Source organism: Enterococcus sp. BWB1-3 (assembly GCF_016745275.1).
Classification (GTDB): domain Bacteria; phylum Bacillota; class Bacilli; order Lactobacillales; family Enterococcaceae; genus Enterococcus_L.
This window is the reverse complement of the sequence record NZ_JADOEP010000009.1, coordinates 73,359-93,873: the sequence shown is the minus strand read 5'-3', so window position 1 is coordinate 93,873 and position 20,515 is coordinate 73,359. Positions and strand designations below refer to the sequence as shown.

14 protein-coding genes and 2 pseudogenes are annotated in these 20,515 nt (G+C 37.9%); 12 read left to right on the top strand and 4 right to left on the bottom strand.

Annotated features, from left to right (window positions below):
• The first annotated feature begins 90 nt into the window (after positions 1–90).
• From IW492_RS08505 to IW492_RS08470, 8 genes are all read left to right on the top strand, one after another.
• Positions 91–249, top strand: a complete 159-nt coding sequence (locus tag IW492_RS08505) for a hypothetical protein (RefSeq protein WP_202067186.1) — start codon at positions 91–93, stop codon at positions 247–249.
• 783 nt (positions 250–1,032) lie between these two features.
• The gene (locus tag IW492_RS08500) at positions 1,033–1,593 is read left to right on the top strand and encodes a hypothetical protein (RefSeq protein ID WP_202067185.1); all 561 of its coding nucleotides are present in this window, start codon (positions 1,033–1,035) and stop codon (positions 1,591–1,593) included.
• A 247-nt stretch (positions 1,594–1,840) separates the two neighbouring features.
• Complete coding sequence (locus IW492_RS08495; protein WP_202067184.1) at positions 1,841–3,220, top strand: alpha/beta hydrolase family protein; 1,380 nt, start codon at positions 1,841–1,843, stop codon at positions 3,218–3,220.
• Between the two features lie 226 nt (positions 3,221–3,446).
• Positions 3,447–4,433 (top strand): NAD(P)-dependent oxidoreductase, encoded by a 987-nt coding sequence (locus IW492_RS08490; RefSeq protein ID WP_202067183.1) that lies wholly within the window; start codon positions 3,447–3,449, stop codon positions 4,431–4,433.
• 1,160 nt (positions 4,434–5,593) lie between these two features.
• The gene (locus IW492_RS08485; RefSeq protein WP_202067182.1) at positions 5,594–6,037 is read left to right on the top strand and encodes a MarR family winged helix-turn-helix transcriptional regulator; all 444 of its coding nucleotides are present in this window, start codon (positions 5,594–5,596) and stop codon (positions 6,035–6,037) included.
• A 2-nt stretch (positions 6,038–6,039) separates the two neighbouring features.
• Positions 6,040–8,421: an ABC transporter ATP-binding protein gene (locus IW492_RS08480; protein WP_202067181.1), complete on the top strand. Its 2,382-nt coding sequence runs from the start codon at positions 6,040–6,042 to the stop codon at positions 8,419–8,421.
• A 15-nt stretch (positions 8,422–8,436) separates the two neighbouring features.
• On the top strand, positions 8,437–10,278 hold the full coding sequence (locus tag IW492_RS08475) for an ABC transporter ATP-binding protein (protein ID WP_202067180.1): 1,842 nt from the start codon (positions 8,437–8,439) through the stop codon (positions 10,276–10,278).
• A 305-nt stretch (positions 10,279–10,583) separates the two neighbouring features.
• Complete coding sequence (locus IW492_RS08470; RefSeq protein ID WP_202067179.1) at positions 10,584–11,723, top strand: peptidoglycan-binding protein; 1,140 nt, start codon at positions 10,584–10,586, stop codon at positions 11,721–11,723.
• A gap of 388 nt (positions 11,724–12,111) precedes the next feature.
• Here the strand turns inward: IW492_RS08470 and IW492_RS08465 are convergent.
• From IW492_RS08465 to IW492_RS08455, 3 genes and pseudogenes are all read right to left on the bottom strand, one after another.
• Positions 12,112–13,344, bottom strand: a pseudogene (locus tag IW492_RS08465) (PTS sugar transporter subunit IIC); the annotation flags it as partial.
• Between the two features lie 917 nt (positions 13,345–14,261).
• Positions 14,262–14,417 (bottom strand): annotated as a pseudogene (locus tag IW492_RS08460) (PTS sugar transporter subunit IIC); the annotation flags it as partial.
• Positions 14,418–14,943: 526 nt separating this feature from the next.
• Complete coding sequence (locus tag IW492_RS08455; RefSeq protein WP_202067178.1) at positions 14,944–15,696, bottom strand: MurR/RpiR family transcriptional regulator; 753 nt, start codon at positions 15,694–15,696, stop codon at positions 14,944–14,946.
• Positions 15,697–15,990: 294 nt separating this feature from the next.
• Between IW492_RS08455 and IW492_RS08450 the strand changes: the two genes are divergently transcribed.
• Both IW492_RS08450 and IW492_RS08445 read left to right on the top strand, forming a co-directional pair.
• Positions 15,991–17,307, top strand: coding sequence for a 6-phospho-beta-glucosidase (locus IW492_RS08450; RefSeq protein ID WP_202067177.1), 1,317 nt, complete (start codon positions 15,991–15,993; stop codon positions 17,305–17,307).
• A 537-nt stretch (positions 17,308–17,844) separates the two neighbouring features.
• Positions 17,845–18,939 carry a hypothetical protein gene (locus tag IW492_RS08445; RefSeq protein ID WP_202067176.1) on the top strand — a complete coding sequence of 365 codons (1,095 nt, stop codon included), beginning with the start codon at positions 17,845–17,847 and terminating at the stop codon, positions 18,937–18,939.
• A 94-nt stretch (positions 18,940–19,033) separates the two neighbouring features.
• Here the strand turns inward: IW492_RS08445 and IW492_RS08440 are convergent, their stop codons facing one another.
• Positions 19,034–19,702: a Crp/Fnr family transcriptional regulator gene (locus tag IW492_RS08440; RefSeq protein ID WP_202067175.1), complete on the bottom strand. Its 669-nt coding sequence runs from the start codon at positions 19,700–19,702 to the stop codon at positions 19,034–19,036.
• A 136-nt stretch (positions 19,703–19,838) separates the two neighbouring features.
• Here IW492_RS08440 and IW492_RS08435 point away from each other — a divergent pair, with 136 nt between their 5' ends.
• Both IW492_RS08435 and IW492_RS08430 read left to right on the top strand, forming a co-directional pair.
• On the top strand, positions 19,839–20,153 hold the full coding sequence (locus tag IW492_RS08435; RefSeq protein WP_202067174.1) for a cupin domain-containing protein: 315 nt from the start codon (positions 19,839–19,841) through the stop codon (positions 20,151–20,153).
• 17 nt (positions 20,154–20,170) lie between these two features.
• A complete protein-coding gene (locus IW492_RS08430; RefSeq protein WP_202067173.1) occupies positions 20,171–20,515 on the top strand; it encodes a cupin domain-containing protein in 345 nt (114 codons plus the stop codon).

Genomic DNA, 20,515 nt, shown 5'->3' with positions numbered 1-20,515 from the left:
GCTGAGCAGTTAATTTACTGATGAGGCCATTTAAAAAATGCTGCCGATAACAAAAAGAAGTCTAATTAAGTAGAACGGGGGAATAAGAATATGAAAAAGGATGATGGCAATTTACTGGCAATTGGAATTTCGCTGGGGCTGATATTCGGCTTGCTGATGGATAATCTGGCAATTGGTTTATGCATAGGGGTTGCATTAGGAGCCAGCGGTGCTTTTGCAACCAGAAACAAAAAGAAGGATAAAGAATAAGAGTACTGTTGATAATACACTTAAGACAAACGATATGGTGAAGGAATCCTGTGTACAGAAAACGAATTATTTCCTCGATACAGCAGAACTGACAGGTACTGAATGGAGGAGGTTTTTCCTGTTAAAATTTTGCTGTATCAACTGAAAGGTTACATTAGGGTGTATCTGAAAACTCAAGCGGCGAATAGTTTGATGATTTTTATCAAACCCCTCGTCATAAATACTCGCTTATAAACCACATAAGCTGTGTTTTCTTCCTTGATTTCAACAAAAATCACTGAAAAATTCGAATGCCACTAACTTTTCAGATACACCCTAGTCGATGGAGGAGATAAACCAATTGATTAAAGCTGCCTTCGCTGTATGAACGATGTCTTATTATTGTAAAGAATGGCTGTTTTTATGAGATAAATGAGTCAGTGAGAAAAATATTAATAGATCAAAATTTTTATATTAAGAGGGCTGTAGAAAAATTTTTAGACTTATTGGTAATCGTTACACAGGTACGCAGATCAGATTGAGAACGAAAATTGATTTTCTACTAAAAATGATGAGGCGTGAGCTTTACCGGAGTTTTCAGAAGCGTTTTGATTATGGTGTCATTAAAGAAATGAAGAATAGGGAGTGGAGGACTGACTTATTGATAAAAGAAAAACAAAGCTGGATAAACGAAAAAATCTGATTTTTATTATTGTCTTCTGCTTGTTAGCTGTTTCAGTTGTGTATGCGTTCATCATGATGCAGAGTGCACCTTCCGGAATTTCCAATAAGGAATATAAACTTGTGAAAAGTGATTATGTACTGATGGTATTGCAGTGTCTTGTTGGAATGATTGTTATTTTTATTCCATACAGAGTAGAAAAAATGTACGGGATTGATATTCCGGATTTAATGGAAATCCTTTATTTTATTTTTCTGTTTTGTGCAATATACTTGGGAGAAGTACAAAATTTTTATTATAAAATTCCTTTCTGGGATATGATTCTCCATGGATTTAGCGCGGGAATGCTTAGTGCTTTAGGATTTTTGATCGTTGATTTCATCAGCAGAAGTGAGAGAACAGAGGTTTATTTGAGTCCCTTCTTTGTCAGTCTCTTTGCCTTTTGTTTTGCGACAACCTGTGGAGTATTGTGGGAGGTTTATGAGTATCTGGCAGACCATTTTCTACAAACTAATATGCAGAAATTTATGACAGCAGATGGAAAGATTCTTGCAGGACATGAGGCGCTGGGAGATACAATGAAGGATATCATGGTGAATTTACTGGGAACATTGATTGTTGTGGCAATCGGCTATCTGCATTTGAAAAAGCAGGAGAAACGAAAGAGTAGATTGTTAACCTGAAAATTATTGGAAAGCACAAGAATATTTATTTAGCAGAGAGTTGTTTTAACGAAAAGCAGCTCCTGTTTTTATTTTATGGACATTTTATTAATATATATTTCGCATTAGCAAACTGTGAAATCGGATTTACAAAAGTGAATAAAAGTGATTGTGTATGTTATTCGTGATACGTTATAATTTTAAAGATAAAGTATTTAGTGTTAGTTTAATTTCACCATTGTGGGACAAAAGCTTAGGGAGTTGAAAAATGAAAAAGTTTAGTTGTATGGCACTCTTGTTTTCGTTGCTATTGATTACAGCCTGTTCATCTGAGTCAGGAAAGGGTCAATCTTTTAAGGAAGCACATGATGCATTTGAAACAAAACTGATTAGGGAGGAAAGTGATCAAAATCCTGTACCGGAGCCTCCCGCAGGTGTTTTTGACTTAGTTTACTATGATTCTGAAGTTGGAAAACTTGCAGCCTATGTTTCAAGTGATCCGGGAGAGAATGAAAAGCGTCCAATGATGATTTGGGTGACCGGCGGCTGGGGAAATGGACTCGATGAAATTGCCTGGTCTTATCCGGATTGGGAAAATGATCAGACTGCATCTGCATTTAGAGAAGCCGGGATATTGATGATGTATCCCTCTTTTCGAGGAGGCAGCGGCAATCCGGGAAACTATGAAACACTTTTTGGCGAAGTAAACGATATTGTTTCAGCCTATGAATATGCTGCTTCATTGCCTTATGTTGATCCAGATCGTATTTATCTTGGCGGACACAGTACAGGCGGTACTCGAGCACTGCTTGCTTCTGAGTATACGGATCAGTTTCGTGCGGTATTTTCGTTTGGACCGGTAGATGATGTCAGTTACCATAATGCTTCTGAATTTACCTTTGACACAGAGAATAAAGAAGAGTATAGATTACGTTCGCCGATTCATTGGTTGTCTGATATCAAATCACCTACATTTGTAATTGAAGGATCAGCTGGAAATGCCAGTAATCTCAAGGAAATTGAACGCCAATCTAAAAATGAAAATTTGCAATGCTTTATTGTTGAGGATGCGGATCATTTTTCCGTACTTGCACCGGTTACCAGACTATTTGCACAGAAAGTTATTAAAGATACAGGAGTGGAACCGGATATTTCTTTGACTGAAAAGGAATTACAGACAGCGATGAAACAGGTACCTGAGAAAATATATCCTCTGATGAAAACGTACAGAAATGAAATGTTTGGCTTTGGAATGGAAATCCCGGCTATCTGGGAAGTTTTTGACGAATCAGAAGATGAAGCGGACATCATGTTTGCTTCGGCGTATGAAGGAGATAATTTCTGGGAAGCGTCTTTATTGTTCAGTTACGTGTATGAAGCTGAATCTGCTGTTGCCTTTAGCGAATTCATTCAATACTTAAATTCTGAAGGTGATCAATATGAGGGAAGTGAGATTGATATAAATGGGCAGAAAGCTTTTTCTGCAGAATGTCTGACCTACAGCAGCGGCATTTCGTTTTATAGTAAAGTTATTGGTATTCAAAAAAATGGTAAATTTTATGAGTTTTGGTTTGATACACCGGAAGAATTTTGGGAAGATGCAAGCATTATCTTTGAGCAGGTGATTGAGTCAATTACGTTAAAATAATTTTTTATAAGGAATTATATCTTTTAATTGGCTATACGATGAAATAGTAGTTTAATGCCATCCTTTTCCTCGTAATATAAGGAAAGTGATGGCTCTTGTTTTAACCATTTAAATTGACTTTGCCATTGTAACTCCTTTAAGATTATTTATAAATAACGAAATTCGATGGAAAATTACAGATTTTCCCATCTTAGTTAAATTAATGAAAGCATAAAAGGAGCTGCTAATGAAAATAGTAATTGCAGATTATTCTGATTCGATGATGCCCGCACATGAATATGAACGGGAGATTTTGAAACATGGGTTAAAAGATTGTGAAGTTGTTGTTTATGAATACAGTGACGAGCAAAGGGCAGAATTTTTTGATGTAATTAAGGATGCGGACGCTCTCTTGACCGCATTTATTAGAATAGATGCTGAAGCGATGGATCATGCGCCCCATTTAAAAGTCATAGCCATAAATGCAACAGGCTACGATAATGTAGATTTGCTGGAAGCAAATAAGCGAAAGATCGGTGTATGTCCGGTTGGTGAATACTGCACAGTTGATGTCGCAGAATTTACAATTTCAATGATGATGGCTTTGGTTAAAAATCTGAAAGTTTACAGTCAGGCTGTTGATCTTCATCATCAATGGAGGTATGACTCGGGTGTACCTAATCGACGATTGGAAGAAATGACATTGGGTATTTTTGGCTTTGGAAAAATCGGCAGACAGGTTGGCAAACGAGCGAAAGCATTGGGGATGAAAGTCATTGCCTGTGATCCATTTATTGATCAAAGCAGCGGGAAAGAGTTGGGGATTGAACTGGTTGATAGAGAGGAAATTTTTGATCACGCAGAAGTTATTACTAATCATATGAACCTAAATAAGACCAATGTTCATTTTTTCAACTCTGCTGTTTTCAGAAAAATGAAACGACAGCCCTATTTTATCAATATGGGTCGCGGGACTTGTGTGGTAGAGAATGATTTGATCAAAGCGTTGAATTATGAATGGCTTAAGGGAGCAGCGTTGGATGTTCTAAGTGATGAAACACCTGATTTGGCGAATCATCCGCTGGTTGGACGAAGTAATGTACTGATCAGTCCTCATGCAGCCTTTTATTCTTCGACATCTATTCGGGAGCTGCAAAGAATCTCAACAGAAAATATTGTCTACTATTTGAATGGTGAAAAAGAAAAGGTGTTCAAACTGGTAAGTGAGAATTAATAAATTATACATGCTTTTCAAGCTATGACTTGGGGAACGGAATTATAGCAGATTTATTGATAGAAAAAATAGAACAATGAAAGGTGCAAAAATTGAAACTACGCATACTATAATTCAGCTCCTAAAGGCTAATTAGCAAGTAAAATTCTTTGGAATATGAGGGTCTCCTCCATTCTACTATAGGTTTCTTTATTATTGCTCTGACCAAATTATAGATTACAATAAAAGATAATGTTCAATAATAGAAAATTATAACTTATGTACGTCAATTGTACGTCAATGATAAGAACAAGCAGCTGCAAAAGTGTAATGGTATGAAGCTGGCAATCTTTGAATGTGTAAACATTCAAACTTTAAATAGAGTCAGTCCTCTTGATCCAGCAGAATAATATGCGAATGACAATCAGATGAAGCAGCAATAATTCATTCCTGTATTAAAAGCTTGCTTCTACGAATGCTCGTCACATGTCTTATGGTTATGCAAGATAAGCTGCAAATTATATAGTGGAGAACAAATCGGCATTTTTTACGAGGTGTTCCTGTGCTGACTGCACATTTCTTGGATTAGAAGTATAGCTCAGTTTTAAATCAGTCAAGATATTAATAGAACTGGCGACTTATTTCCTTAATAGTTTTCAGGCCGATCCTGTAAAGTGCATAATTAAATAAATAGATAAAAAATCCTTGGACTTTATGTATGTCTAAGGATTTTTTTTATTATCTGAATATTGAATAATTCAGAGTTGGAAGGAATATCAGTTTTTCTATAAAGAAAAACTGATTTAAAAAGGTGGTTTCTATAATTTGAAATTACAAAAGATGAGAGCTTCCTAAGCTTTATCTAGCAAATTCCAGAATTAATCTGAAGTGTCGAAAGTTAAGTTTCTTAGCTGTTTATGGATGATACATTTTATCCAAAAAACAAAAAAAGTTCTGTTAGAGATGATAGTTTATTTGAATGAAATAAGCCAACTGTTCTTCATCCTCCCTACTAGAACATCAAAGTCTAAAGCTTGTTAAATAGAAATACACTCATTAGATTTTTTATTCAATTCTATTGACTTCTATAACTAACTGCGTTAATATCGAATAGCATTAATTACTAACACTATTAGTTATTAATAATTCAATATAATTATTTTGAAAAAAGGAGGACTCCTATGTCATTCGCGGAAGAAGCTGAAAAAGAGCTCGTTCAATTGATGATCCAAAATCGTGATGGTGCATTTAGCCGGTTTGAAAAGAGTAACAGAGGTGAAAACATTGTCATCAAGTTTCTTGATATTCAGGGTGAACCGATCAGTCCTAAATATTTGGCTGATTCATTGAATCTTTCAAGTGCACGGATTGCGGCTGTTTTAGGAAGTTTAGAGAAAAAAGGACAAATTATTCGTCACATGGACCCTAAAGATCGTCGCCGTATTAATGTTACTTTAACTGCCCGTGGGAAAAAAGCTGTAAATGCGGAGAAAAGAGAGATGCGTGAGAGAATAATTTGGGTTTTTAATCAAATGGGTGAGGAAGATACAAAGAAGTTCATTGAGCTGACTTCCAAGTTCATAGGATACTCCCAAAAATTCTCCCTGGAAGAGGAAGGTGACTGAAAGTGAAAATATTTAAATATCTAGGGAAATACTGGTATGCGGTCATCGCAGTTCTTGTACTTTTAGTCGTGCAGGCACGTAGTGATTTGAGTTTACCGAGCTTAACATCGAATATTGTCGATGTCGGTATTCAACAGGGAGGGCTTGAATACTCCACTCCTGAAAAAATAAGGAAGACAACTCTTCAGGGAATTAAAATGTTTATGACTGAAGATGAGAAGCAGACGATTGAAGACAATTATAAGCTGACAACAGAGACCATTGATGGAAAAGAAGTTGAAGTGTATAAGTTAAACCTTCAAAAGAATATGACGGAAGAAAAACTGGCAGATATTTTTAATTTGCCAATGCTGATGCTGGCATCTTCACAGGCAAAAGATTCATCTGGAGCTAGTGATGCTAAAAAGGTTTTGGATGCCTATACAGCTATCTCAGAAGATGCAGAAAAAGCCCGGAAACTTGGTGCCGAAGCTGCTTCTTTAGGAGAACAGGCAAAAGCTGCCGGAGAAGCTGCGGCTGCAGCAGCAGATATGGCTGAAGCTGCTGAAAAAGGCGCCGAAGCAGAATCTTTGGCAGCAGAAGCACAGGCAAAAGCTGCTCAGGCCCAGGAACTGGCAGATTCCATTAAAGAGGCAACAGATGCTATGCCGACTAAAGTTGAGGCAGCACGCAAAGCTACCAAAGAAAGCCTGGGTGATTTGGGTGATAATTCAATGCGGACAGTTGGGATTCAACTGACTTTGGCAGAATATAAAGCATTGGATATGGATATTCAGCAAATCCAAACGGACTATATAATGAAAACCGGATATCAAATGATTCTGTTGACACTTATTTCAGCAGTTGCTGCAATTATTGTTGGACTGATTGCTTCGCTGGTTGCCGCTGCAGTTGGACGCAATTTGCGTGTTGGTCAATATGAACGAACGCTTCAATTTTCAAATACTGAAATGGAAAAATTTTCTCCGGCTTCCTTAATCACTCGTAATACAAATGATATCCAACAGATGCAAATGGGTATTGTTATGATTATGCGGATGGTGCTGTATGCGCCTATTCTGGGAATCGGCGGAATTTACAAAGTATACAAAACAGGAACAGGTATGGGCTGGATTGTCGGTGTTGCTGTAGTTGCCGTTCTGGTGTTGGTATTAACCCTATTGCTCTTTACTATGCCTAAATTTAAAGCATTGCAGAACTTAGTTGACAGAGTGAATCTGGTTTCCCGTGAAATTATCACAGGATTACCAGTTATCCGTGCTTTTTCACGTGAAAAATATGAGGAAGCGCGCTTTGATGTTGCAAATACAAACTTGATGAAAACTCAATTGTTTGTCAATCGCTCCATGTCTATTATGATGCCGGTCATGATGCTAATGATGAATGGTATTTCAATCCTCATTGTATGGGTTGGCGGACACGGCATGAATAATGGGCAGCTGCAGGTTGGGGATATGATGGCCTTTATCACATATACAATGCAGATTATTATGGCATTCATGATGCTGTCAATGGTTTCAATTATCCTGCCTCGTGCAAATGTAGCTGCCGGTCGTGTTGAAGAAGTACTGGAAACAGTACCGACAATTAAAGATCCTGAAAAACCAAAAGATGATCATGACTTTAAGGGTGAAGTGAAGTTTGAAGGCGTACAGTTTCGCTATGGAGATGCGGATGAAGATGTGCTGCATCATATTAACTTTACTGCAAAACCTGGACAGACGACTGCGTTGATCGGTTCAACAGGTTCAGGGAAATCAACCATTGTAAATCTAATTCCGCGCCTTTTCGATGTAACAGGTGGACGGATTACAATTGACGGTGTAGATGTTCGTGATATGACCTTGCATAAACTGCATGAGATCATGGGCTTTGTACCACAAAAAGGGGTTCTTTTCTCGGGAGACATTGCTTCGAATATTAAGTTCGGTGATGCAGATATTTCAGATGAGCAGATGAGAAAAGCAGCTAAAACAGCTCAAGCAGAAGAATTTATTGATTCAAATGAAAAAGGCTACAGTCGTGAAATTTCTCAAGGAGGCACCAATGTTTCCGGCGGTCAGAAACAACGTTTGTCGATTGCCCGTGCTTTGGCAAAAAATCCTAAAATTCTTATTTTTGACGATTCGTTCTCAGCGCTTGATAATAAGACAGATGTAGCTTTACGTAAAGCTCTTTCTGAAAATATCAAAGAAGCAACACAGATCATTGTTGCCCAAAAAATCTCTACAATTATTCATGCTGACAATATCATTGTTCTAAATGAGGGACGCATCGTAGATCAGGGAACACATGAGGAACTAATGCAGTCATCGGAAGTCTATCAGGAAATTGCTCAATCGCAGTTAAGCAATGCTGAATTAGGCTTAGAAGAAGCGGATTAAGGAGGAGCGAGAAGAATGGCAGAAGAGAAAAGACAAAATCGCCCTCGCGGCGGCGGCTTCGGACAGATTGCACCGGTGGAAAAAGCCAAAGACTTCAAAGGAACAATTAAAAAGTTAGTTTCATATCTTGGCGCTTATAAAATCCCCGTTTTTTTTGTAATGATTTTTGCGATTGCCTCAACAATCTTCAATATTTGGGGACCTAAAATTTTATCAAAGGCAATCACTGAGCTTTTTAATGGGTTAATAGAAAAATATCAGGGAACAGGCGGTATTGATTTTGAAAAAATCGGTGGTATTCTGTTCTTCCTGTTGGGATTATATGTTATAGCAGCCCTTTTTGGAACGATTCAAGGATGGATTATGTCGACAATTTCACAAAAAATTACGTATCGTATGCGAAAAGAAATTTCAGAAAAAATCGATCGTATGCCGATGAACTATTTTGAAAGTCGTACAACAGGTGAAGTATTGTCACGGATTACCAACGATGTCGATACATTGGGACAGTCGCTGAACCAGTCCATCACACAGTTGATTACTTCAACGTTTACCATTATCGGAGTTATTATTATGATGCTGTCTATCTCGGTGCAGATGACAGGAATATCAGTATTGATTGTACCCATCTCATTTATTCTCATTATGATTGTTGTAAAAAACTCACAAAAATATTTTAAAACACAGCAGGAATATCTGGGTGTTATTAATGGTAAGGTAGAGGAAACGATCGGCGGGTATACTATTGTTCGGTTGTTTAATGATGAAGAAAACTCACTTAAAGAGTTTAAAGAGCAAAATGATGTTCTATTTAAATCTGCGTGGAAATCCCAGTTTCTTTCAGGCTTAATGCAGCCGATCATGAATTTTGTCGGTAACTTAGGCTATGTGGCAGTTGCCATCATCGGTGGGATTATGGCATACAATGGGACTATCACTGTAGGAGATATACAGGCGTTTATCCAATATGTTCGGAACCTGACACAGCCTATTGCTCAACTTGCTCAAGTATCAAATATGCTTCAGTCAATGGCTGCAGCTGCAGAACGTGTTTTTGAATTTCTTGATGAGGAGGAAGAAGATCAACAGGCTAAAAATCCGGTTAAACTTGACCAAGCAAGGGGCATAGTAGATTTTGAACATGTACAGTTCGGTTACACTCCAGATAAAATTGTTATCCATGATTTCAGCTCCCATGTCGATCCGGGACAGACTGTAGCAATCGTTGGTCCGACTGGAGCCGGTAAAACCACAATGGTTAAACTGTTAATGCGCTTTTATGATGTGAATTCCGGAGTGATTAAAATCGATGGACACAACATTAAAGACTTTAATCGGGCAGATCTCCGTAAAAATATTGGGATGGTTCTTCAGGATACTTGGCTGTTTAAAGGAACAATCATGGACAATCTTCGTTATGGTCGACTAGATGCAACTGATGAGGAAGTATATGAAGCGGCAAAAGCAGCCCATGTTCATCATTTTATCCAAACATTACCAGGCGGCTATAATATGGAATTGAATGAAGAATCTTCCAATATTTCTCAAGGTCAGAAACAGCTGTTGACAATTGCCCGTGCAATTTTGGCAGACAAACCGATTCTAATCTTGGATGAAGCCACTTCGTCTGTGGACACACGAACGGAAGGGCTGATTCAGCAAGCCATGAATAACCTGATGGCTGGTCGTACATCCTTTGTTATTGCACACCGACTGTCAACTATAAAGGATGCAGATAAGATTCTTTATATGCAGGAGGGTGACATTAAAGAGCAGGGAACCCATGAAGAACTGCTTAAACAAGGCGGCTACTATGCGTCGCTATACAATTCGCAATTTGAAGAATTAGAAGACTAAAATAGTAAAGAGAAAGACTGGAAATCTGCAACAGATGGTTTCCAGTCTTTTATATAGATTTTCAGAATGACCGTAAGTGTATATGAAAGAATGTGATGTTAAGCACAATCTTTCTATTTTTTTGTGTTGATAGAATAATAAATTTCCCTAGATAGAAGTCGAAAACTGTAATTAATTGTTCATTAAGCCTGATTAATAAATTATATCAACATAATAATACGATTTTTAAATTTTTTAAAGACTGTTTTCTAAAATGTGATATAATGAACAATAGAAAAACAATTATATTTAGGGGGCTAATTTAAATGAAAAAAATCGTTTTAACTACTGCGGCATTGTTAACGTTGCTGGCAGTAACAGGGTGTGCTTCAGATAGTAAAGATACAGGAAGTTCATCATCAACTGAGGCAAGCAGTACAGCTGCTGCGGAAAGCTCAAGCAATGCGGCAACTGCTGATATTACAATTGCCGACGGAAGTACAAAAGATTCAGCACCGGCTGAAGGAACAGTCTATATGAGGCAACTGCTAACAGCACCTCATGGTACGAAATCTTTTGCAGTAGTGAACGTAACAATGAATGGAGACAAAATTCTAGGTGTTCAGTTTGACGAATTCCAGTATGTTTCTCCAGATGATTTCACTGGTGTACCGAATGCAGATGGTGCTTTTGGTGAAAACTTCCCAACAGATACTGTTTTAGCAAGCAAACGTGAAAATGACAAAGCATATTCAGCAATGATGGCAGATAAGGGCGGAGCAACTCAAAATTGGTCTGACAGCATGGATGCAATTATTGATTTTGCAGTAGGTAAAACTGCTGGAGAACTGGAAGCAGCTGTTGCTGACTTGGATGCTTTAGGAGAAGATGACAGTCCTGCTGATATAGTAACAGGGGCAACCTTCTCTGATACTTCTGGTTATCTACAAGCGATTATTGATACAGCGAATACAGGGATGATTTCTGAAGGCGTGAAAACTACTACAGAAGACTTCAAAGAAGCACAGCTTTTAGGTGCACCACACGGAGATAAGTCCTTCTCTGTTACAACAGTAGCACTGGATGGCGATAAGCTGGCAACAGTTACTGTGGATGAATTCCAATATGTTGATCCAGCTGACTTTGGCGGTGTTCCAAACTCTGATACCGATTTTGGTGCAGATGTTCAGGGTGGTCTGGTATTATCTTCCAAACAGGCAAACAACGAAGCATATTCAGCAATGATGGCGGATAAAGGCGGAGCAACCAATGCATATTCAGATAATATGGCGGCAATTACTGAATTTGCTTTAGGGAAAACAGTGAAAGAGCTGGAAGATACAGTGAAAGAACTGGACGGTTTAGGAGAGGATGACAGCCCAACTGATGTAGTAACAGGGGCAACCTTCTCTGATACTTCCGGATACCTGCAAGTAATCATTGATGCAATGAATGCAGCAAAATAATTTGTTTGATTAATTAATACGAACTTCCGAAACTGAGAGTAAAATCTGAGTTTTGGAAGTTTTTTAGTTCCATTTTCTACAGCTGCTCTGGTCAAAATAATGTATCAATTCACAGCTATTCATTTTATGAGTAGTGTTTCTTGACAATTTTCGTATATTCCGACTTATTGTCATAAATCACTACGATTGACTTGTCAGAGTAGGTGTGCATGATACCTACTTGGTTCTTGAGCCAGAACACTTCTATCACAACCTCGTTTTGATTCTCTTGTTTCTATTATTAATAAAATTATATTTTTAGAACCATACACTAATGAAGTCATGAAAAAAGCTAAGAAACTCACTCATTAGAGTGTAATTTCTCAGCTTTAAAATTTAGTACTGCAGATTAATCATCCGGATTCATCTTGTTTGCTGCCAGAATAAATGGTGTCCAAATTACAAACGCCACTGCCAGATTCACTAGAGTCAGTACAATGGCACGCCAGTCTCCGCCGGTAGCCAAGAAGCCGCTGAGAATCGTCGGCATTACCCAGATAACATTTACTACCACTGGTCTAACCAGACCAGTCATTGTTGCGAAGTAAGCGATTGTTGCTGTTGCAATCGGTGCCAAGACGAATGGAATCATCAAAATTGGATTTAATACAACAGGCAAACCAAACATTACCGGTTCATTGATATTAAAGGCACCAGGACCGATTCCCAATTTACCAACAGTTTTATAATCATCACGTTTAGAGAAGACCAAAATACAGATAAGAAGAACCAGTGTTACACCGGCACCGCCAGGCCATACAAATGCTTCAAATGAGCCTGCAACCCATTTAAATGGAATTTCCTCGCCGGCTTGATACGCATTGGTATTTTCAACCATGGCTGTACCATATAAGGTTTGTAAAACAGGCGACATGATGTTGGTTCCGTGCAATCCGAAGAACCATAGCACATGTATCAAAATCACGATGATAAATACAGCAAAGTATCCCTGAGATAATTGCATTAACGGAGCCTGGATAGCTGAAGAAATCCAGTCAACCAGATTCTGTCCTGAAATCTGTTTAAACACATCATGAATCAGACCGACAGTATATAATGATACGATTGCCGGAATAATAGCCGCAAATGCTTTTGATACAGCAGGAGGAACACTGTCAGGCATTTTGATAATAAGTTTTTTGTTCATTAAAATTGAGAAAATGACTACTGAAATAAAACCAAAAATCATTGCTGTAAATAATCCGGAGCCGCCCATGTATGAGCCGAAACTGAAGTAGCCCCAGGCACTTCCGCCGATACTTGAAACGCCGCCTTCTGTAACTACAGTACCGCCTGCATCTGAAATCATTGTAGCCACTTCAGATGGAAGTTCACCGGCTAAAGAAAGTGTAGTGGAAGCTGAATCCGGCAAACCAATGAAAAAGGCAACCAAAGATACGATTGCTCCGGAAAGCGGGTCCACTTTGTAGGCTTTTGCCAGATTAAAACCTAAGGACATTGCAAAAACAACGGCCATAATTGCTAAAGTCCCTGTCCAGACCAACCCGTTTATTCTAATAACAGGTGTAAAAAAATCAGTAACTGGATTTGGGTTGCCGATGTATTCTCTTGGAAAATCACGATTCCGATAGGTAAGCCTTTGAAATAATCGCCAACTTTTCCCCCGGACCACACCGTACGTGAGACTTTCACCTCATACGGCGTTCCATCAATTTTACTGATATCAATATACATTTATTTTACAACAAAATTGAACGGTTTTTGTTGTAAAACATTAGTGAAAGCAACAGTAAAAATTACTGTATCAGAACAGAAATCAGTTAATTTGAATAAACCACTGAATCCTGAATGCCTTAAGACATTTCTTTCTATCTATGTAAAGCACATATTTATCAGTAATATGCTTGACTTGCGGCTATCCCTCCACAGCTTGTTATCACTGCTTCACAGGTACTGTGCCGCTACTCTCACTGGTATAAATGAGTTTATTTTTTTCGTCTCAACCATTTCACAGGAAGGTTTAGTCCTCCATGTTACCAGCTTTCCACGTTCCGATGATTCTATCCATTTGTGATACTTTTAGGTGTCTGCTCTAGACCTGTAGTTATCTGGCGCCTGTAACGCCACACGGTTGTTCATATCTATGAATTTTACTAAACCGCAACTTACACTCATTTATAGGGGGATAACCTAATTAGGAGTAGATACATTTCTGTATCCCATGCTTCTAGATCTGTACCTTCGCAGATTTGTCAGTGCTGATGCACATTCTCACCATGAGTATTTTTGGGACTCCCGGCCTATAGGTTACACCATCCGCCTCCGGACAGCTTTCGCTTGTTTACACAACTGCGGTAACTCTCAGCCGACTTCACCGAGCTTTTGACCATTCGCTGCTATCCTCAGCCAATTGCCAATCGGAGTATCAGAGGAAACATTTCCAGACGTTACTCTGTCATTCCATTTCTCGAATCATCAGTTCTCCTTGAAAATTAACTATTCAAGTGCCCAGCCTTTTCAGCTGGAAACGTGTCGCACCATAAAAGCATTTAGTAATACTGCAATAGCACCGGCCATCGTTGCCGGCATCGTTCCGATAAACGCATCCCGCAAAGCAACCAGATGTTTTTCTGATCCGATCTTAGCTGCAACGGGCAGGATGTATTTCTCCATAAATTTCATAATCCCATTCATAATTATCTCCTTAGTTCTTTGAATTTTGTATTATAAGTCAACAAATCTTTCAAAATAATTAAAACGCTGTCATTTCAATTATTTCTGGAAACCAACCACTCCTTTCTATTTTCTGAAACGATACATCTTAATTAAACTTACCTCCCTTCAAATTGGTCTCAAGAATATAATAAGCAAGAACTATGCCGTATTTATTATAATGTTATATGTTTATAAATGCGGTTGTTCCAGTCTTTTTTGAATTTTCTGATATACACACTAAAATTACTGTGCAGAAAAACAGTGTGTATTTTTACACAGTTTGGGTAATTGAGTAAACGAACACAACTCTTATTTACTATTAGAATAGGAAATGGGAATATTTTTTAGGAAGTCATTTTTTCATTTGAAAAGAACAGTGCGTGGTTTTAATAAGAGCATACAGTATCAGTGGGTACTGTCTATGGGAATTGTTCTTTGGTAGGATAAAAAAAGAAAAGCTGCATTGTCTGCAGAAAAAATTCTAAGTTGCAGGCAACGCAATATGCTATTTTTCATTTTTTATTTGATGTACTTTTCGTGCCAGCATTTCAAGGATGTATGTAACCGGCAGCTGAGAGGTAATATTTGTTTCCCGATACATTTCCGTGTTTGTGTAATAGGGTAAATTGACATCTGAAAGACGGGAAATAGTTGAATTAGCACTATTTGTAATGGAAATAATATGTGATTTATGAATTTTTAATTGATTGATACAGTCAATCAGATCTTCATTCTCTCCAGAAACTGAAATGGTAATCAGACAGATTTTACTATCCAGATTTGATGAAATATTATATAAAGGTGTGTTCAATGGATCTTCTATATTTAAAGCTAATGTAAACAGAGAGGAATACAGCATTGCGCCGTATCCGGCCATCGTACTGGATGTCCCGATTCCAACAAAAAGAACTAGATCTGTCTCTTTTAAAATAGTTGCTGCAGCATTAATTTTTTCTTGAAACTCTGGGAAACTTGTACGTTTAAGAAATTCAATAAATGGCATTTCATCAATTGAAGATACTTCCAGCGCTTTTTTATCCAGCTCCTCAGTATAGAGTTGAAGGCGAAGACGAAAATCGGAATATCCTTCACAGCCGAACTTTTTGCAAAAACGTAAAATTGTTGTAGTGCTGACATGAGTGGCATTTGCCAGATCCCTTATTCTCATAAAGCAGACTTTGTGTATGTTCGCAGTAATGTAATTGTAGATATTGACCTCGATATCTTTTAATTCAACCTGATGAGATAAAAAAAGCATATAAACGCTCCCTTAACAGCTTTGTTTTTTTATTCTATTCTTCTGCTCATTCTACGCAACAGATTTTTATCTGTCAAGTATAGAGAATTACTGATATAAAGAGTTTTATGGGGGATTTTATTACGGAAATGAGAAAAAACACAATGTTTTATTTTGTGACATTTTACAAAATAGTGAACATTTCTCTAAGAAAGGTGAAACCATTTACAGAAAGTGTCGAACTTTATATACTTAAGCCATAAAAACAGATTTATATGAAAAAATTAACTATAAAGAAGACAGGAGAATGAAAAAATGAAAAAGCTTAAAATTGTAACAATTGGCGGAGGCTCAAGCTACACTCCTGAATTAGTGGAAGGATTCATCAAACGTCATAAGGAACTGCCTGTCAGTGAATTGTGGCTGGTTGATATTGAAGAGGGGAAACATAAGCTGGAAATTGTCGGTGCAATGGCTGAAAGAATGGTGAAAGCTGCTGGGATTGACTGTGAAGTACATCTAACATTGGATCGCCGTGAAGCATTAAAAGACGCAGACTTTGTAACGACTCAGTTGAGAGTCGGTTTATTAGATGCACGGGTTTTGGATGAGCGCATTCCATTAAGCCATGGCTTAATTGGACAGGAAACAAATGGCGCAGGAGGGATTTTTAAAGCATTGCGCACAGTTCCAGTGATCCTGGATATCGTGGAGGATATGAAAGAGCTGTGTCCTAATGCCTGGTTAATTAATTTTACAAATCCGGCAGGAATGGTAACAGAAGCTGTCTTGCGATACGGCAACTGGAACAAAGTTGTAGGATTATGTAATATTCCTGTCAATGCAGTGTTTGAAGAGTCAGAACTGTTGGGAGAAAAACCGAAAGATTTATTCTTCCAGTTTGCTGGAATCAATCACTTGCACTGGCATACGGTGGTTGATAAGGATGGTCAGGATCGTACCGATGAATTAATTAAAAAAATGTATGGTGGGTCTGAATCAACAACAATCGTTGCAAATATTAAAGACAATGATCTGATTTTTGAACAGGTTGAAAATCTTCATATGATGCCATGTCCATACCATAACTATTACTATTATACAGATAAAATGCTTGCAGAAGAATTGGAAGATTTCAAAAATAATGGGACAAGAGCTGAGAAAGTTAAAATTATTGAAGAAGAGCTGTTTGAACTGTATAAAGATCCCAAATTGGATTATAAACCACAGCAGTTGGCAGAGCGCGGTGGAGCGAGATACAGCGATGCAGCTTGCGAAATCATCAATTCAATTCATAATGACAAACGGACAACAATGACTGTCAGCACCCGAAACAACGGAACAATTACTGATCTTCCGGATGACTCAGCGGTGGAGGTTACTTGTATGATTACTGGAAAAGGGCCGATTCCTTATAATTTTGGCAGCTTCAAGCCACAGGAAAGAGGGCTTCTGCAGTTGATGAAATCTATGGAACTGTTAACAGTTGAAGCAGCTGTAACTGGAGATAAAGGAACTTTATTGCAGGCCTTCACAATGAATCCGCTGATTACAAGTGGTGATGTAGCGAAAGAAGTCATGGAAGAACTGCTGGAAGCACATAAAAGCTATCTTCCTCAATTTTTTAAATAGATAAAAGTGTGTAAAACCAACAGATACTTTTGATGGATGAATCTTTGAACGATACGCTGTCTTTTCCCGATCAAATGGGAAGCAGCAGGCGTTTAAAGGTTCATTTTTTGTGTTCTAATAAATAGCTGCAATGTTTTCGGAACTTTAAGTAATGCAACTGTCTTGCAAGCTTTTTGATGGAAACCTTGAAATGAAATAAAGAACTTTTTCTTTTCTTGTTTAATTACGTTAAACTGGATAGTAACAGTAGCTGGCAACTCAAAAGAACCTATAAAAAAACTTCCTTATTAAATAACCAGTGCACTTGACAACAGGTCTCCATCATTGAGCGTTCGGGCGGTACAAAGAGCAGCGAAGAAACACGCCAGAAAAACGATTGCAGCTCAATGCAGCTCATTGTAAAGTGTTTGGTTTGTTCATAGTTAGCTTATTACAAAGGGGAGAACAAGCACAGGGTATGAATTTTTTCATAATCAAGGATTTTTGGATTTTAGGTGAATATAGTTTAAATTATCCAGTAGATGATGGGGGAGAGACATGAAAAAAATTTGGCAGCGGTTTGGGATGTTTACGATAATGATTCTTTTTGGTGCAGTCATAGGGAGGTACCTTGGGTATTCAGTTGGCTCCGGTGAGTTGACTGGAAGGGAAATTTTCCAGCTGCTTTTATTAACAGTTATCTTTTATATTATTCATATTGTCATTCATGAAGCGGGACATGGTCTTTTTGGTTTTTTAACCGGTTATAAGCTGGTCAGCTATCGGATTTTTTCTTTTATATGGATTTGGCAGGAAAATGGCAAGGTGATTTTTCGACGTCAGAAAGTCCCTGGAACATTGGGACAGTGTCTGATGTCTCCCCCAGCCTATCAAAGAGGAAAATATCCATTTCGCCTATATCTTATGGGCGGTGTTATGGTTAATTTAATTGCAACAGTCATTGCAGGCATCTTTTTTGCGCCTGTTTCATTGTGGGGCAGCTGTTTTGTTGTTGTCGGTTTATTTATTATCGTAACAAATGGTATCCCTATGGGCTTTAATGATGGGATGAGTATAATGCTTGCTTCTGCAAGCGAAGAACAGCAGTACTTACTTTATCTTCAGTTCGAAGTAAATGATCAGATGATGAAAGGAAAAACCTATCGGGAACTGCCTGACAGTTATTTTAGTGATGTTCCTGAAATTCCTAAACGTACGTATTTTAATGACTATCTGAGTTTCCTGCAGGTAGGTCGTGCATTGGATTGTCGTCAATGGAGAATCTATAAAACGAAACTGGAAGAGATTTGGAGGCATAAAGAGGACATTATCAGCCTTTATCAAATAGAGCTGAAGAAAGAGCTGCTGTTTTGTCTGTGTATCTTCGGAGAAAAAGATGTGCGTATTTCTCAATTATGGGAAGACAAGGATGTTCAAATGAGTTTGAAGCAGTCTTCAATGGGAAATTGCCGTGTGACAGCAGCTTACTATTATTATATTGAAAAGAAAAAAGATGAAGCATTGAAACAATTGGAAAATGGACAGCAGCTGCTGATAAAAGCACCAAATCCGGGAGATGGGAAAATGGAGCTCCAGCTGAATCAATGGCTTTCGGAACAAATCATGGAGAACTCTCAAGGTGTATTTTTTTAGAAGAAAATGACCGCAATAAAAAATGACGGAAAAAAAAGAATCGGGGAACCTGTTAATAGAGAACAGGACACTCCGATTTTTTTATTGCTGAGGCTTAATTTTGAGAGATCAATGTGAATGAGTTTTTTTTATAATCAATCAATCCATCTGTTTTCATTCTACCCAGCTCTCTGGATAGTGCACTGCGATCAACACCTAAATAGTCAGCAAGCTCCTGACGAGAAAAAGAAATATCGAATTGGCTGCTGTTGTTTTTTCTGCTTTGAAGTTGTAGATAATAGAGCAGCTGTTCACGGAGATTTTTTTGTGAAGCTAAGTCTATTTTTTGATAAAGAGACTGATTATTTGATAAGAGTAGCTGGAACAGATTTTCAATGATACGTTGACGCAACGGACAAGTCGTTTTTTCGGGATGCAGAATTTTGTCTCTTTCAATGTACAACACAATACACGAAGCGGCAGCTTCGACTTCAAATTTATTGATCGTATTTTTTTCCCACAGACAATTTTCCCCGAAAAGTTCTCCGGCAGAAAGCTCAGCAAAGATTTGCCGCTCCCCATGGATGTTTGTTTTGCTCAGATAAACACTTCCTTCTAAAAGAATACCGATTGAATGAAACACTGTATCAGGATAAAAGAGCGTGTCTTTTTTTGCGTATAAAATTGTCTGTCCCTGTAAACAGTTCAATGCTGTCTGCGTCTCTTCCAGAGTAAAGCCGTTAAAGAATACAGAATGCTGAATTAACGGAAGGTATTTTTCCATAAATTTCCTCCATGTTGCATATGCAACCGAATTTATTTTATTTTTGTGCTATCTTTAAATGAGAATGATTTTCATTATCATTTGTATCAGTTCAATTCTATCAAAAAAAGCTCATTTATAAAAGAGGGGATTAGGAATGAATAATACTGTAGTATCTCTAAATAAGCTAATTGATTATAAAAATGGTCAAATTAGAAGCAGGAATCTGCACAAAACATTTAATATTGAGCTGCCTTTAATGATTTATGCGCTGGATAAAGGAGAAAGTATCAGTGCTGAACAAACAAATCTGACAAAGCTGATTCAAATCATTGATGGATCGCTGGAAGTAACGATAGAAAATGAACCGCATTATTTGAAGACAGGTGAACTCATTGTCATTACTCCAAAAGTACTTCATGAAATCAAGGCGGATGAGCAATGTAAATTTTTACAAATTGAAACATTATAAAAGAAAGGAAGAAACTGATGAGTTATATACAGAAAATACCGCACAGTAAAGTATTAAATCTAAAAGAAGAGGTACCGGTTGAGAAAGAACAGGTTGCAAGCATGACTCTTGTACAACGTCAAGACTTGGGAATGACTATTCTTTCCCTTGACAAAGATCAGGAGATTGGCGGACATTCTTCAAAAGGCGATGCAATGGTCAATCTCTTGAGTGGTCAGGCAAGAATAACTATTGGAGATGAAGTATTTGTTATTAATGCAGGTGAGACCATTATTATGCCCGCAAATATTAAGCATGCACTGTACGCAGTAGAAGCTTTTCAAATGCTTTTGGTTGTGGTAAAACCAGAAGGAGAGTTGTAA

Excerpts from the sequence above, each read along its gene's own strand:
- IW492_RS08505 (WP_202067186.1), top strand. The coding sequence starts at position 91 with ATGAAAAAGGATGATGGCAATTTACTGGCAATTGGAATTTCGCTGGGG.
- IW492_RS08440 (WP_202067175.1), bottom strand. The coding sequence starts at position 19,702 with ATGGAAAAATACCTTCCGTTAATTCAGCATTCTGTATTCTTTAACGGC.
- IW492_RS08475 (WP_202067180.1), top strand. The coding sequence starts at position 8,437 with ATGGCAGAAGAGAAAAGACAAAATCGCCCTCGCGGCGGCGGCTTCGGA.
- IW492_RS08485 (WP_202067182.1), top strand. The coding sequence starts at position 5,594 with ATGTCATTCGCGGAAGAAGCTGAAAAAGAGCTCGTTCAATTGATGATC.
- IW492_RS08455 (WP_202067178.1), bottom strand. The coding sequence starts at position 15,696 with ATGCTTTTTTTATCTCATCAGGTTGAATTAAAAGATATCGAGGTCAAT.
- IW492_RS08450 (WP_202067177.1), top strand. The coding sequence starts at position 15,991 with ATGAAAAAGCTTAAAATTGTAACAATTGGCGGAGGCTCAAGCTACACT.
- IW492_RS08445 (WP_202067176.1), top strand. The coding sequence starts at position 17,845 with ATGAAAAAAATTTGGCAGCGGTTTGGGATGTTTACGATAATGATTCTT.
- IW492_RS08495 (WP_202067184.1), top strand. The coding sequence starts at position 1,841 with ATGAAAAAGTTTAGTTGTATGGCACTCTTGTTTTCGTTGCTATTGATT.
- IW492_RS08435 (WP_202067174.1), top strand. The coding sequence starts at position 19,839 with ATGAATAATACTGTAGTATCTCTAAATAAGCTAATTGATTATAAAAAT.
- IW492_RS08430 (WP_202067173.1), top strand. The coding sequence starts at position 20,171 with ATGAGTTATATACAGAAAATACCGCACAGTAAAGTATTAAATCTAAAA.
- IW492_RS08470 (WP_202067179.1), top strand. The coding sequence starts at position 10,584 with ATGAAAAAAATCGTTTTAACTACTGCGGCATTGTTAACGTTGCTGGCA.
- IW492_RS08490 (WP_202067183.1), top strand. The coding sequence starts at position 3,447 with ATGAAAATAGTAATTGCAGATTATTCTGATTCGATGATGCCCGCACAT.